This window comes from Synechococcus sp. RSCCF101, from assembly GCF_008807075.1.
Taxonomy (GTDB): domain Bacteria; phylum Cyanobacteriota; class Cyanobacteriia; order PCC-6307; family Cyanobiaceae; genus RSCCF101.
This window is the reverse complement of the sequence record NZ_CP035632.1, coordinates 1,206,208-1,219,757: the sequence shown is the minus strand read 5'-3', so window position 1 is coordinate 1,219,757 and position 13,550 is coordinate 1,206,208. Positions and strand designations below refer to the sequence as shown.

Genomic DNA, 13,550 nt, shown 5'->3' with positions numbered 1-13,550 from the left:
GCGAACTGGCGCTGCCCATGGCGTGAAGAAGCGGCCGGAGTCTAACCCTTGACTCCATATCTGGATGGACAGTGTGAGCATCGGCACGGGAGGCTCGCCGATGCTCAGGGGTGGCCGTCTTGGCCGGGGCTCACTTCACTCCTTCGATGCGATCCTCCACGTCCTGATAGATCTGCTGCAGGCGTTCGATGTTCTCATCGCTCGTCTCCCAGTAGCCCCGGCCGTGCACCTCCAGCAGGGTGCCCACCATGCGGCGGAAGCTGTTGGGATTGAGCTCCAGCAGCCGCTGACGCATCGTTTCATCGTTGATGAAGGTGTCGTTGGCCTCCTCGTAGACGAAGTTGTCGACCTGGCCCGAGGTGGCGCTCCAGCCGAGGGTGAAATTGAGCCGCTTGGCCACTTCGCGCACGCCCTCGTAGCCAGAATCGAGCATGCCCTCGTACCACTTGGGGTTGAGCAGCTTGGTGCGCGAGTCGAGGCGGATGGTTTCGCTGAGGGAGCGGACCTGGGCGTTGGCGGTGGTGGTGTCGGCGATGAAGCTGGAGGGAGCGCGGCCGTCGTCGCGCAGGCTCTGGATCAGCTTGGTGGGATCGGAATCGAAGTAGTGGCTCACATCGGTGAGTGAGATCTCGGCCGAATCAAGGTTCTGGAAGGTGACATCGGCCGTTTTCATGGTGGCTTCGAACACCTCGCGCTTCTGATTCATCTCGCCCGGGTTGTCGGCGTTGAAGGCGAAGCTCTTGCGCGAGAGGTACATGTCCTGCAGATCGCTCTCCTCCTCCCAGCTGGAGTTCTCCACCGCCAGATTCACATTCGAGCTGTAGCTGCCGCTGGCGTTGCTGAACACCCGGCTTGCCGCCTCCCGCACCGTGGTGCCCTGCTGCTCGGCCTGCTCGAGGCTGTGCTTGCGCACGAAGTTGCTTTCCAGCGGCTCGTCCGCCTCGGCGGCCATCTTCACGCCCTGATCGATCAGGGCCATCTGGTTGATGAACAGATCGCGGAACACGCCCGAGCAGTTCACCACCACATCCACCCTCGGCCGGCCCAGCTCCTCCAATGGGATCAGCTCGAGCCGGTTGACCCGGCCCAAGGAATCGGCCAGGGGCCGCACGCCGATGAACCAGAGGATCTGGGCCAGCGATTCGCCGTAGGTCTTGATGTTGTCCGTGCCCCAGAGCACACAGGCGATGGTCTCGGGCCAGCGGCCCTCATCCTCGCGCTGCCGTTCCAGCAGCTTGTCCACCACTCCCTTGGCGGCGGCCACGGCGGCCCGGGTGGGGATCGCCTGGGGGTCGAGGGCGTGGATGTTCTTGCCGCTGGGCAGCACGCCCGGATTGCGGATCGGATCGCCGCCCGGGCCGGGCAGCACGTATTCGCCATCGAGGGCCCGCAGCAGGCTCTCCATCTCCATGTCGGCGCAGACTTGCTCCAGGCAGAAGCGCAGATAGGCGAACAGGCCGTCGAGCGCCTTGCTGTCCACCTGGGCGAAGCCCGCTCCGCAGCAGGCCCGCAGCCAGGGGGAGGGCAGCTTCATGCCGAAGCGGGAGAGGGCATCCACCAGCCAGCCGAAGTTGCCGCGCAGGTTGACCCGCCCGTCGAGGCCGGTGAGGGAGCGCACCATGGCGCCCACGGCGGCGCGACTGGTCTCGGTGATGCGCTGGTTGAGCGCCACATCGGCCAGGTGGCCGGCGTCGTTGCCGGCGTACACATCCTCGATCCGGCGGCCAACGGCTTCCGCCAGCAGACCCGGCAGGGAGCGGATGCCCTCCTCCTCGCGTTCGAGGGCGGCGATGCTGACCAGCGTGGCGATCGCCTCCTCGGCCGTGGGCGGCTTGCCGATGGTGTGCAGACCGCAGGGCAGCAGCCGGCTCTCGATCTCCATCAGCTGGCGGTACACCGCGCCCACCACCGCATCGCGGGCCTCGAGATTCAGCGCGCCGGCGTCCTGATCCGGCAGGGCCACGTCCTTGTCGAGATTGCACTGGCGGGCCGTTTCCACGATCGCGTTCACGATCGGCACACCGCGGCCGCCCTCGCGCAGCTGCTGATAGGAGCCCACCAGTTCCCCCAGCTCCTTCAGGCCCTTGTAGAGGCCGGCGTTCTCGGCCGGCGGGGTGAGGTAGCTGATGGTGGAGGCATAGCCGCGCCGCTTGGCGATGGTGGCCTCGGAGGGGTTGTTGGCGGCGTAGTAATAGAGATTGGGCAGGCTGCCGATCAGGGAATCGGGGTAACAGGTCTCACTCATGCCCATCTGCTTGCCGGGCATGAACTCGAGCGAGCCATGGGTGCCGAAATGGAGCACCGCATCGGCGTTCCAGATCTTCTCCAGATACGTGTAATAGGCGGCGAAGCCGTGGTGGGGGCTGGCGCTGCGGGAGTAGAGCAGCCGCATCGGATCGCCCTCGTAGCCGAAGGTGGGCTGCACGCCGATGAACACGTTGCCGAAGTGGCGGCCGTAGATGAGCAGGTTCTGGCCGTCGCTGTTGAGCTGGCCGGGCGGTTTGCCCCAGTTCTCCTCCAGCCGCTCGGAGTAGGGGGTGAGGCGCTCGTATTCACTCACGCTCATGCGGTGGGCGATGGCCAGTTCCGGCGCGCCCTCCATCGCCTCGGGGTCCTTGAGCACGGCCTCCATCAGGCCCTTCGGGGTGCGGGGCACGTCCTGCACGTCGTAGCCGCGGCGGCGCAGCTCCTCCAGCACCCGATGGATCGAGCCGAACACGTCGAGGTAGGCGGCGGTGCCGACATTGCCCTTGTCGGGCGGGAAGCTGAAGACGGTGATCGCCAGCTTCTTCTGCAGCCGCGGCTTCAGCCGCAGCGATGACCAGCGGATCGCCCGCTCGGCGATCGCCTCCACCCGGTCCTGCAGGGTGTGGGCCTTGCCGGTGGCATCGTCGCGGCCGCTGAGCACGATCGGTTCGATCGCCCCATCGAGTTCGGGGATGGCGATCTGCAGCGCCACCTGCACCGGGTGCAGGCCCAGGTCGCTGTCCTCCCATTCGCGGGTGGTCTGGAACACCAGCGGCAGCGCCACCATGTAGGGCCGGTTCAGGCGCTTCAGCGCCTCGATTGCCCGCGGATGGTCCTGCCGGGCCGGGCCGCCCACCAGAGCGAAGCCGGTGAGGCTCACCACCCCGTCCACCAGCGGCTGCTCCGGATTGAGCGGGTCGTAGAAGAAGCTGTTGACCGGCCTGGAGAAGTCGAGGCCGCCGCAGAACACCGGGATCACCCTGGCGCCGCGGTACTCCAGCTCCTGGATCACGGCCACGTAATGGGCCTCATCGCCGGTGACGATGTGGCTGCGCTGCAGCACCAGGCCGATCACGGGGCCCCGCTGCGCCGCCTCGGGCAGGTCGCTGCGGCTGCTCGTCCAGTTCAGGTATTCCCGGATGTCCTCGAACATCGCCGGCGCCAGAGGGTGCCAGATGCCGAGATCCGGGAACACCACCGGATCGGCCACCGCGAGCGTGGGGGCGTCGCCCTCGGCACCGGGGAACACGTACTTCTCCGCCAGCATCAGCAGGAAGTTGCGCAGATTTTCCGGTGTGCCGCCCAGCCAGTACTGGAAGCTGAGCATGAAGGAGCGGGCGTCCTGGGCCTTCTCCACTGGCAGGTACTTCAACACCGTGGGCAGGGTGTTGAGCAGCTTGAGCATCGCGTCCTGGAAGCCGGCGCCGCCGGCCTCCTTCCGCTTCTTCATGAAGCTGGCGATGGCGCTCTTGCTCTGGCCCAGCTGGGCCATCGAGAAGCTGCCCAGCTTGTTCAGGCGCATCACCTCCGGCATGGAGGGGAAGACCACCGCTGCCTTGAGCCGCTCGCGGTGCGGGGCCACCGCATCGACGACCTTCTGGGCCAGATCCTCGATGAAGATCAACGAGGCGATGAACACATCGGCCTCGCTCACATCGCGGCAGAAATCGGCGTAGTTGTCCGCATCGCGCAGCTCCTCGATCAGGTAGCCGCACAGATCCACCGCCAGCGGCCCGTCCGCTTCGTTGAGACCCGTCGCGGCCTGGGTGAGGGCGTTCTGGTACTGGGGTTCGAGCACCACGTACACCACCCGCAGCACGCGGCGGGCCTGCCCATCGCTGCTGCGGGGATCCACTCCAGGGCTGACTCGGCGGCTGGCGGAGCGGACCTGAGTGAACATCAGCGACCCTGTTGAGCAATGTGAAGCAGATTACGGGTCAGTCCCCGTTGATGCCGGCGGCCTGAAACAGGCGTAACAAAGGGGTGTCACCGCCTGCCCGTGCCCGCCTCCCGCCGCCGCAGCCTCCCCTTCGTCGCCGCCCTGCTGGGCGTTCTGATGCCCGTGGTGCTGGTGGGCGGCGGGGCTCTTCTGGGGCTCGCGTACAGCGGCGCGAGCGCCATCCTGCGCCGCAGCACTGATGAGCGCCTGGATGCCCTGGTGCAGTCGGTGCGTCAGCAGCTTTCGACTCAGCTGTCCAGTCGCCGCGTGGGCCTTGGTCTTGACTGGTTCGTGACCAACGAGGCGCTGCTGAGGGGCGTCGAGGATCAGTCCGAAGACGCCCAGAGGGAGTTCGCCGCCCTCTTCCTCGGGCCTGAGCAAACCACCTACAGCTACTTCCGCAGGTCCGCCGACGGGAGCTACCTGGCGCTCGTCAATCCGCTCCGGGTTGACGACGTCAGCGTTGCGTCGGTCCCGTACGAGCCCCTGGTCGGCGTGCTGCGGGCCGAGCGCACGGCCGGGGGCTGGAGCTGCCGCTTCACCGTGATTCCGGTCGAGGACTCGATCGCCTTCTCCGAGCTGCCCTGTCGCCGCGAGACGCTTGCCGCCTCGGAAGCCCTTCTCGACCTCGAGCGTCGCCGCTGGGATGCCGACGGCCGGCTTGAGGTGATGGGGCCGTACGAGCTCCCCCTGTTTCCCGGCATCGGTGAAGCCGTTGTGAAGACGCTGCCGGGTGGCGACGAGTTGGTGGGCGCCTCGATTGCCTTTCAGGGCATCTACGAGCGACTGGAGCGTTTGCGCATCACCCCCGGAACCCGCATCGCGGTGCTGAGCGATGGCGGGGTGATGGCATCCAGCGCGGGCCCGGTCACGAGCGTTTTGCTGCCGTCTCTGGCCTCCCTGCCGGATCCGGTGCTCTCCAGGCTCGGTCCGCTGTCCAGACGCGGCGAGGGCCCTCTCACCCGGCTGCGGGTGGATGGGCAGGTCTGGTGGGCCGATGCTCTGGAGCTCCCCGATCCGCTCAGTGCCGGAGGACCCGTGGTTGTTCTGGCCATTCCGGAGGGTGAGCTGCTGGCCGAACCCCGTGCTCTGCTGCATCGCCTGGCCGGTCTGAGCACCGCTCTGGTGCTGATCGGGGCGTTGCTGATGGTGCCCCTGGCGCGTCGCTTTGGCCGGTCGTTGCGTGACCTCAGCCGCCGTGCCCGGCGCATCCGAGCGTTCGAGTTCACCGCCGACGCTCCGGCAGCGAGCCTCATCGCAGAGGTGGACGAACTGCAGGTCACTCTGGCCCGCATGGAGGACAGCATCCGACGCTTTCTTGCTGCTTCCGAATCCCTGGCCTGCGAGCCGGACGTGACCGCTCTGCTGCAGCAGTTGCTCGATGACGCCGTGACGGAGACCAGGGCGAGGTCCGGACGGATGTACAGGGTGGATCGCCAGGAGGGCCGCCTGCACTGCGCCGCCGGAGCGGAGGGTACGGATGCTGAGGCCGCCGCGATCGCTCTGCCCCCGGGGGGTCTCGAGCCGATCCCGCGCGGCCTGCTCGATCTGCCGCCGGCTGCCGGCGGCGGTGTTCTGGAGGAGCAGCTGGCGGCGTCCGCCCCGGAGGATGCCCGTTGCGGCCTACTGCTGCCGCTGCTCAACCGCGACCAGCGCCCGCTCGGTCTGCTGGTGCTCTGGTTCATCGAGCCGCCGGAGCAGCCCCTGATCGCCTTCTGCGAGGCCCTGTCGGGTTCGGCCGCCACCGCGCTGGAGACCCGCAAGCTCCTCGATGACCAGAAGCGCCTCTTCGATGCCTTCATCCAGCTGCTGGCGGATGCCATCGATGCCAAGAGCCCCCACACCGGTGGCCACTGCCGCCGGGTGCCCGAGCTGACCGAGGCGCTGGTGCAGGCCGCCTGCCGCAGCCGGGAGGGCTCCCTCGCCGGCTTCGATCTCACCGCGCGGGAGTGGGAGGCGGTGCATCTGGCCTCCTGGTTGCACGACTGCGGCAAGGTCTCCACACCCGATGCGGTGGTGGAGAAGGCCACCAAGCTGCAGATGCCCTACGACCGCATCCATGAGGTGCGGATGCGCTTCGAGCTGCTCAAGGCCGAGCGCTGCATCGCCCACTGGCGCGACCGGGCCGCCGCCGGCGGAGGAGGCGGCGAGCCGGACGGAGGCGAGGTTTCCCAGCGGCGCCTGGCCGAAGACCTGGCCCACCTCGATGAGGAGTTCGCCTTCGTGGCCCGCTGCAATCTGGGAGCTGAACGGATGGCGCCCGAGGATGCCGAGCGGCTGCGCCGCATCGCCCGCCGCCGCTGGACCCGCACCCTCGACGACCGTCTGGGCCTCAGCCGCGATGAACGTCTGCAGCGCGATCTGGAGCCTGCACCGGCCCTGCCGGTGCAGGAGCCCCTGCTGGCGGACCGCCCGCGCCACCGGATCGCCCGCCCTCCCGCCGAGCAGCTTCCTCCCGGCAACCCCTGGGGCTTCCGGATGGCGGTGCCCGAGCTCAAGGCCGATCACGGCGAGCTGCACAACCTCTGCGTATCGGCCGGCACCCTCACCGAGGAGGAGCGCTACACGATCAATGAGCACATCGTGCTCACCATCAAGATGCTCTCGGCCCTGCCCTTCCCCGATCACCTGGCGGAGGTGCCGGAGCTGGCCGGCGGCCACCACGAACGCATGGACGGAACGGGCTACCCGCGCGGGCTGCAGGCCGCCGCCATGAGCCCGGTGGCCCGCAGCATGGCGATCGCCGACATCTTCGAGGCCCTCACCGCCCCCGATCGTCCCTACAAGAGCGCCAAGACCCTCTCGGAATCGCTGGGGATCATGGCGGGCATGGTGCGGCGCGGCCATCTCGATCCCGAGCTCTTCGCCCTGTTCGTGCGCTCGGGTGTGGCGGCGGACTACTGCCGGCGCTTTCTCGACCCCGCCCAGCTCGATGCGGTGGACGAGTCCGGCCTGCTGGAGGGCCTGAGCGATCCGGCTGGTTCGGTGGCCGTGGCTCCATAGGCTGAGACCCCCCAGCGCTCCAGCGGATGCCCCCGACCGATCCCGGCTCCCAGCCCATCCCCGTGGTGGTGGCCGGAGCCCTCGGGCGCATGGGGGCGGAGGTGGTGAAGGCGGTGGTCAGCGCCGCCGACTGCAGCCTGGCCGGCGCCATCGACACCGGAGCCGGCTCCGAGGGGCAGGACGTGGGTCTGGCCCTCGGCCTGGAGGAGCTCGGGGTGGCGCTGAGCAGCGATTTCGAGGGCAGCCTCTGTCAGGCCTCTCAGGAGGCGCGTCGGGGCGGAGCGGCCGTGCTGGTGGACTTCACCCATCCCTCCGTCGTCTACGAGCACACCCGGGCCGCCATCGCCTACGGGGTGCATCCGGTGATCGGCACCACCGGGCTCACGCCTGAGCAGCTGGCGGATCTGGCCACCTTCTCCCAGAAGGCCTCCATGGGGGGAGCGGTGATCCCCAACTTCTCGGTGGGCATGGTGCTGCTGCAGCAGGCGGCCGCCGCGGCGGCCCGCTTCTACGACTTCGCCGAGCTCACCGAGCTGCACCACAACCGCAAGGCCGATGCCCCCAGCGGCACCTGCGTGAAGACTGCGGAGCTGATGGAGGAGCTGGGCAAGACCTTCAACGCGCCCCAGGTGGAGGAGCATGAATCCCTGCCGGGCTGCCGGGGCGGACGGCGTGAGAGCGGCCTCAGGCTCCACTCGGTGCGCCTGCCCGGGCTGGTGGCCCACCAGGAGGTGATGTTCGGCGCGGCCGGGGAGACCTACACCCTCCGCCACGACACGATCGAGCGGTCCGCCTACATGCCCGGCGTGCTGCACACGGTGCGGCGGGTCCGCGAGCTCGGCGGGCTGGTCTACGGCCTCGAGCGCCTGCTGTGATGACCGCTGCCTGTCGCCTCCGGTGCTGATCCCCATCCCGGCCGCCGAGATGCAGCGGCTGATTCCCGCCGTGGCCTCCGGACCGCAGTTCAAGGTCTGCAGCGGCAACCCCCGCGCGGTGCTGCAGCGCCTGCTGATCGCCGCTATCGGCGGGGTGATCTCCCTGCTGATTTCCCAGAGCCAGCTCAACAGCCGCTGGGGTCCCGCCTGGCTGATCGTCGGCTTCGTGTTTCTGCTGTACATGCTCTGGGGGCCGATCCTCGAGGGCGGCCAGCGCAACGCGCAGCTGCGTCGCTACCCGCAGGCCGCTCTGTTCGAGGGGCGCATCGCCGATCTCCACACCCGGGAGCGGGTCGAGGGGCGGCAGGAGAAGGTGGACCGCCGCGGCAGCCTCGAGCTGGTGGAGAATCGCCGCACCTGGCTCTGCCTCGATCTGGAGGATGAGGACGGCTACCTGGGCCAGCTCCGCTTCCCAATGGAGAAGAAGCATCAGCAGTTGCGTCCGGGCATGGTGGTGCGTGCCCTGGTGCTGAGCGAGTACAAGGACTTCCGCCGCATCGGGGCCATCAGCGATGCCTGGCTGCCCCAGACCCGCGACTGGGTGGGCGAGTACCCCTACCTGATCCGGCCGCTGTTCGAGGAGTTGTGCGAGCGGCGCCTGGGCCGCAGCCGGAGGCGCCGCTGAGCCCCGGAGCAAGAGGCGCTTTACAAACCGAAATAATCGGTTACAGTTCGTTCAGTTCCGGAGAAGACCATGACCCAGGCCACCCCCGCCGCTCCCGCCAGCATCCGCGGTGCCACCGTCACCACCGAAGACGGCGGCCGCCTCAACGCCTTCGCCACCGAGCCCCGCATGGAGGTGGTGAGCCCCGAGCGTGGCTGGGGCTTCCACGAGCGTGCCGAGAAGCTCAACGGCCGCATGGCCATGCTCGGCTTCATCGCCCTCCTGGCCACCGAGTTCGCCCTCGGCGGTGAGGCCTTCACCCGCGGCCTGCTCGGCATCGGCTGAGTGCCTCTGCTCACGGCGCAGCCAGCCGCTGCGCCAGCCTGAACCCTGGCGAGACCCGCCAGGGTTTGTTCATGGGACGCAACCGTCAGCACAGCACGGCCACCAGCAGAGAGCTGCGGGCACGGGTCATCGGAGCCGGACCCACCGGTGCCCTGGCTGCGCTGGCCCTGGCTGACGCCGGCTGGATCGTGGAGCTGCGCGACCGGCTCGATCCATCGGCCCTGCTCGCGCGCGAGCGGGCCTACGCCATCAGTCAGTCCAGCCGGATCCTGCTGCAGCAGCTAGGCCTCTGGGCTGGGCTCCGCCCCAACCTGAGTCCCTTCCAGCGGCTGCAGCTCGAGGACCGGGCTGCTGCCAGGCACGTGCTCTTCGGTCTCGACGACCTCCCGGCCGAAGCCGCCGCCATCGGCTGGATCCTCGGCCACCGGCCCCTCATGGCCTTGCTGCTTGAGCGGCTGTCCGCGGCCGCTTCGGTCTCGCTCCAGCTCGGTGTGGATGGACCTTTCGAGTCGCCGGGACCGGCGCCTGATCTGGTGCTCGCCTGTGATGGACCCCGATCGGGTCTGCGGCGGCAGGCCCGGCTGCCCTGGTGGGAGCACCGCTACGGCCAGTCGTGCGTCACGGCCACGGTGGCCCTGAGTCAGGGCCATGGCGCTCCAACCTCCGGCTGCGCCTGGGAGTGCTTCCGTCCGGAGGGGCCGCTGGCCGTGTTGCCGCTGGAGCGGGGCTGGGCCCAGGTGGTCTGGAGCTGCGGCAAAGAGCGCGCCGAACGCCTGACGGACCTCTCGCCTTCCGCCTTCCTTGATGCGCTGGCGGCCGTGCTGCCCGGAGGCCTGGAGCCCGAGGGCCTGCGCGATCAGCCCAGGGCCTTCCCGGTGGGCATCGGTCTGGCGCCCAGGCTCAGCCGGGGTCGGATGCTGCTGGTGGGGGAGGCGGCCCACCGCTGCCACCCCGTCGGGGGGCAGGGGCTCAATCTCTGCTGGCGGGATGTGGCCACGATCCATCGCCTCGCGGCCCTGGCCAGGGCCGGACGATTGCGGGCCGCCGCCATCCCCAGTCGCTACGCCCTGCGGCGTCGGCTCGATCTGCTGCTCACCCTTCTCAGCACCGATCTGCTGGTGCGGCTGTTCTCCAACCGCCAGCCGCTGCTGCTGCCGCTGCGGCGCCTGGCGCTGGCGCTGCTGCGGCAGCAATCCGCCCTGCGTCGGCTCGCCCTGGCCATGATGGAGCTCGGACTACCGGGTCTGCTCCCGGGCCGCCGTGATCTTCAGCACCACGCCCCAGCCCATGCCGCCTCAGGCCCTGCTGCGCTTTCTGCAGCAGCGTCTGGGCATCAGCGACAACGCCTTGCAGCTGGGGATGCGGCAGGCCGCCCTTGAGCAGGCCCCGCTGCCGGTGGTGCTTTGGCGCTTCGGCCTGCTCTCCATCGATCAGCTCGAGGCCGTGCTCGAGTGGCAGGACCGCCAGCCCTGAGCCTGGGGTTCAGCCGTAGACGATCAGCGACTCCACCGGGGCGCCGTCCGGCAGCTGCCGGCGTCCGGCCAGCCCGGCGAGCTCCACCAGGAAGGCGAAGCCGCACACCCGGCCGCCGGCCTGCTCCACCAGCCGGGCGCTGGCCGCGGCGGTGCCGCCCGTGGCCAGCAGGTCATCCACCACCAGCACGCGGCTCGATCCGCTGAGGGCATCACAGGGGATTTCCAGCCGGTCGCTGCCGTACTCCAGCTCGTACTCCACCCCCAGCACGGCGCCAGGCAGCTTGCCCGGCTTGCGCACCGGAACGAAGCCCAGAGATCGGCTCGTGGCCAGTGCCATGCCCACGATGAAGCCGCGCGATTCGATCCCCACGATCAGGTCCGGTTGCAGGCGCTCGCACACCCCGGACAGCTGCCGCATCGCCTCCTGCCAGCCCCGCGGATGGCGCAGCAGGGGATTGATGTCGCGGAAGAGGATGCCGGGCTTGGGGAAATCCGGGATCTCCGCCACCAGGGAGCGCAGGTCCACCGGAATCGCCCCGGCCTCTGTCTCGCCGGGGCGGCCTGCTGCGGACATGGGCGTGACGGAAGGCCTGTGGCGCTGGCATCATCGCAGCCATGAGTCAGACGATTGCCGCACCGGCGGACGCGAAGCTGGGGCGACGGGGCCTGGAACGGCTCGATCTGCTGCTGCTGGCGGAGGAGGCGCTCGATCTCAACGGCGGCGAGGCGATGGTCTGGATGTGCCGGCAGCTGGGCTACGGCGAACTGCTGCCGGACCGGGTCGCCCTCTGGTCGCGCCGCTGCCACAACCCGCTGCGCCGGGCAACCCGCCGCGGCGGCCTGCCCGCCCGGGACTGCGAGGCTCTGATCCATCTGGTCTGCGCCATGGCGGAACGGCTCTACCCCCTTCTGCGGCAGCTGCTGTCGGGGGCGGAACCGGCGGAGGTGAACGCCCATCGCTGGACCCTCTTCCACAGCCGCCTTCAGGATCTGCTGCATGAGCGCATGAACCTTCGTCGCAGCGGCGTGCAGCGCCTCCTGGCCCCGGATCGGGCCCGCGAGCTTGAGCGGCAGCTGATCCTCACCCTCGCCCTGGTGGCCGGAAATGCCGGCGTGCCGCGCCTGCGGGCCAGCCTGCTTGACTCGGCACCCTGACCTCTCCACCCCCTCTGTTCCGGTCGTGATCCAGCGCTCCCGTCGCTACGAGCAAGCGGCCGTCCGTCTGGTCGTGAGCGGCGTTCCCGATGTCTCCTCCGACCAGGCCGCCGAGACCATCGGCATCGTGACCGGCTGGACGCTGGAGCTGGTGGGACGCCCGCAGCTCGAGGGGCGCCGCGAGCATCTGCAGGCCCTGACCAGCGTGGTGCTGCCCTATGCGCGCCATCTGCTCAGCGGTGTGGCCCTGCCCCGGGGCGGCGCTGACGCCCCGGTGAGCATCGCCCCGGCGGCACCCGGCCATGAGCTGCTGCTGCGCAGCAGCGTCGAGGGGACCGATCCGCTCAGCCTGAGCATCGATGACGGCGAACTGGCCGATCTGGTGCGCTGCCTCGACGCCATGCGTCTGGACCCGCAGCTGAAGGTGACCTTCCCGCTCGAGGCCGACCGCCCGCTGCCCCGGCGTGAGCTGCAGGAACGCGTGCCGCTGCGTCAGCGGCTCAGTGCCCCGGTCTTCGGGGTGGGCAGCGCCGTGGCGGTGGCGGCCCTCGCCCTGGTCGTCCCTCTGCCCCGGTCCACTGAGCCGCCCGCACCGACGCTCGAGACGCCGGTGCCGGAAGCCGGCGGCGAGTCGGGGGATTCCGCGGCAGAGGCCGGACCGGAGGGAGGATGATGGCGACGCTGTGTCCGGGATCCGTCGATGACGATGAGCTGGTCGGAGCTGCGTCGACGGGTCGCCCGTCTGGGTGCCCATCTCGATGTGGTGGTCCGCAGCGATCCTGAGGTCTGCGGTCTGAGCGGGCCCGACTTCCACATTTCCCTCCATCACGGCGGCAGTGGCGACTGCACGGTGGAGGGCCTCTCCCTGGTGGAGTGCCCGAACGAACTGGTGCTGATCGAGTTCGAGCGCTGGATGCGCCGTGCCGGTCACCGGCTGGATGAGGTCGGCGGCACACCCTGACTTGACGCGTCCCGCACCATGCCCACATGGGAGGGGGATGTGACGGGTCCGCGCATGAGGCTGGTGAAACGCGGGTCGTCGCGCGGCCCGGCCCCGCGTCGGCGTCGGCTCAAGCCCCTCTGGCGACGGCTGACGGAGCCGGCCCTGCTGGTGGCCGCAGGGGTGGGGCTGCTGCTGGCGCTGGTGCGGGTGCCCCGGGATCTCGATGTGCTGCTGGTGATCAGCGAGGTGATCGATGAGTTGATCGCTGGCCTGGCGCTGCTGGCCCGCTCGGTGCTGTCTCTCGCCGGCATGCTGCTGATGGTGGGTCTGGCCGTGATGGCGCTGCTGCTGATCGTGGCCGGCCTGGTGCGGTTCGGCCGGGTTCTGCTCTCGCCGTTTCAGTCCCGGCGGCCCTGAGGCGTCGGCCTCGGGCTGAGGGCCCGCTGCAGGATCCAGATCTCCCGCAGGGTGATGCCCGCATCCGCGTCGATGTCGGCGATGCGGAAGCGCTGCAGCAGCCACGGGATGGTGCCGGCCTCGTTGCGGTTCAGGCGGCCATCACCGTTGCGGTCGGCCTCCCGGAAGCGCTGCCGCAGCCGCTCTCCCAGCACCGTGCGCTGGGCCGGCATCAGATCGCTGCGCACCAGGTGGTTGCGGGCGGGCCGTCGGCGCCTGAGCTGGCGCTGCAGGTAGGGATGGCCGTTCACCTCGCCGGCATCCAGCCGTCCATCCCCGTTGCGGTCATAGCGCTGGAACAGCTGCCGCAGTCGCTCCCGGTAGCTGCTCACCCCCTGCACCGCCTGGCCGGAGAGGCCATCGGCCCGCAGCACCGGTGGCGCCGCGAGGGCGAAGGTCAGCAGCGCCGGCAGAGCCAAGATCGCCGCAACCGGCCTCCGTGGCGAGA

13 protein-coding genes are annotated in these 13,550 nt (G+C 69.5%); 10 read left to right on the top strand and 3 right to left on the bottom strand.

Annotated elements, in window-relative coordinates; translation table 11 throughout:
• Positions 1–130 precede the first annotated feature (130 nt).
• A complete protein-coding gene (locus EVJ50_RS06050; protein WP_150882953.1) occupies positions 131–4,147 on the bottom strand; it encodes a magnesium chelatase subunit H in 4,017 nt (1,338 codons plus the stop codon).
• Positions 4,148–4,246: 99 nt separating this feature from the next.
• Between EVJ50_RS06050 and EVJ50_RS06045 the strand changes: the two genes are divergently transcribed.
• From EVJ50_RS06045 to EVJ50_RS14545, 6 genes are all read left to right on the top strand, one after another.
• Positions 4,247–7,189 carry an HD-GYP domain-containing protein gene (locus EVJ50_RS06045; protein WP_150882951.1) on the top strand — a complete coding sequence of 981 codons (2,943 nt, stop codon included), beginning with the start codon at positions 4,247–4,249 and terminating at the stop codon, positions 7,187–7,189.
• A gap of 26 nt (positions 7,190–7,215) precedes the next feature.
• Positions 7,216–8,064 (top strand): 4-hydroxy-tetrahydrodipicolinate reductase, encoded by an 849-nt coding sequence (dapB, locus tag EVJ50_RS06040; RefSeq protein WP_150882949.1) that lies wholly within the window; start codon positions 7,216–7,218, stop codon positions 8,062–8,064.
• Between the two features lie 22 nt (positions 8,065–8,086).
• The gene (locus tag EVJ50_RS06035; protein WP_150882947.1) at positions 8,087–8,749 is read left to right on the top strand and encodes a hypothetical protein; all 663 of its coding nucleotides are present in this window, start codon (positions 8,087–8,089) and stop codon (positions 8,747–8,749) included.
• Between the two features lie 69 nt (positions 8,750–8,818).
• Positions 8,819–9,073: a high light inducible protein gene (locus tag EVJ50_RS06030; RefSeq protein ID WP_150882945.1), complete on the top strand. Its 255-nt coding sequence runs from the start codon at positions 8,819–8,821 to the stop codon at positions 9,071–9,073.
• 71 nt (positions 9,074–9,144) lie between these two features.
• Entirely contained in the window at positions 9,145–10,452 is a 1,308-nt protein-coding gene (locus tag EVJ50_RS06025; RefSeq protein WP_150882943.1) for an FAD-dependent monooxygenase, read from the top strand.
• Positions 10,376–10,546, top strand: coding sequence for a DUF2949 domain-containing protein (locus EVJ50_RS14545; RefSeq protein WP_225323169.1), 171 nt, complete (start codon positions 10,376–10,378; stop codon positions 10,544–10,546). Before EVJ50_RS06025 ends, EVJ50_RS14545 begins: the two co-directional genes overlap by 77 nt.
• Before the next feature lie 9 nt (positions 10,547–10,555).
• On the opposite strand, the gene EVJ50_RS06015 is transcribed toward EVJ50_RS14545, so the two are convergent.
• Entirely contained in the window at positions 10,556–11,122 is a 567-nt protein-coding gene (locus EVJ50_RS06015; protein ID WP_150882939.1) for an adenine phosphoribosyltransferase, read from the bottom strand.
• A 41-nt stretch (positions 11,123–11,163) separates the two neighbouring features.
• Between EVJ50_RS06015 and EVJ50_RS06010 the strand changes: the two genes are divergently transcribed.
• The 4 genes from EVJ50_RS06010 to EVJ50_RS05995 are packed head-to-tail and all read left to right on the top strand — an operon-like array spanning position 11,164 to position 13,063.
• Positions 11,164–11,703: a DUF3038 domain-containing protein gene (locus EVJ50_RS06010; RefSeq protein ID WP_150882937.1), complete on the top strand. Its 540-nt coding sequence runs from the start codon at positions 11,164–11,166 to the stop codon at positions 11,701–11,703.
• A 25-nt stretch (positions 11,704–11,728) separates the two neighbouring features.
• The gene (locus tag EVJ50_RS06005) at positions 11,729–12,376 is read left to right on the top strand and encodes a DUF4335 domain-containing protein (RefSeq protein ID WP_150882935.1); all 648 of its coding nucleotides are present in this window, start codon (positions 11,729–11,731) and stop codon (positions 12,374–12,376) included.
• Positions 12,377–12,403: 27 nt separating this feature from the next.
• A complete protein-coding gene (locus EVJ50_RS06000; RefSeq protein ID WP_150882933.1) occupies positions 12,404–12,664 on the top strand; it encodes a hypothetical protein in 261 nt (86 codons plus the stop codon).
• 18 nt (positions 12,665–12,682) lie between these two features.
• The gene (locus tag EVJ50_RS05995) at positions 12,683–13,063 is read left to right on the top strand and encodes a hypothetical protein (RefSeq protein WP_150882931.1); all 381 of its coding nucleotides are present in this window, start codon (positions 12,683–12,685) and stop codon (positions 13,061–13,063) included.
• On the opposite strand, the gene EVJ50_RS05990 is transcribed toward EVJ50_RS05995, so the two are convergent.
• Positions 13,045–13,521, bottom strand: coding sequence for an EF-hand domain-containing protein (locus tag EVJ50_RS05990; RefSeq protein WP_191964885.1), 477 nt, complete (start codon positions 13,519–13,521; stop codon positions 13,045–13,047). The genes EVJ50_RS05995 and EVJ50_RS05990 overlap by 19 nt on opposite strands.
• Positions 13,522–13,550 lie beyond the last annotated feature (29 nt).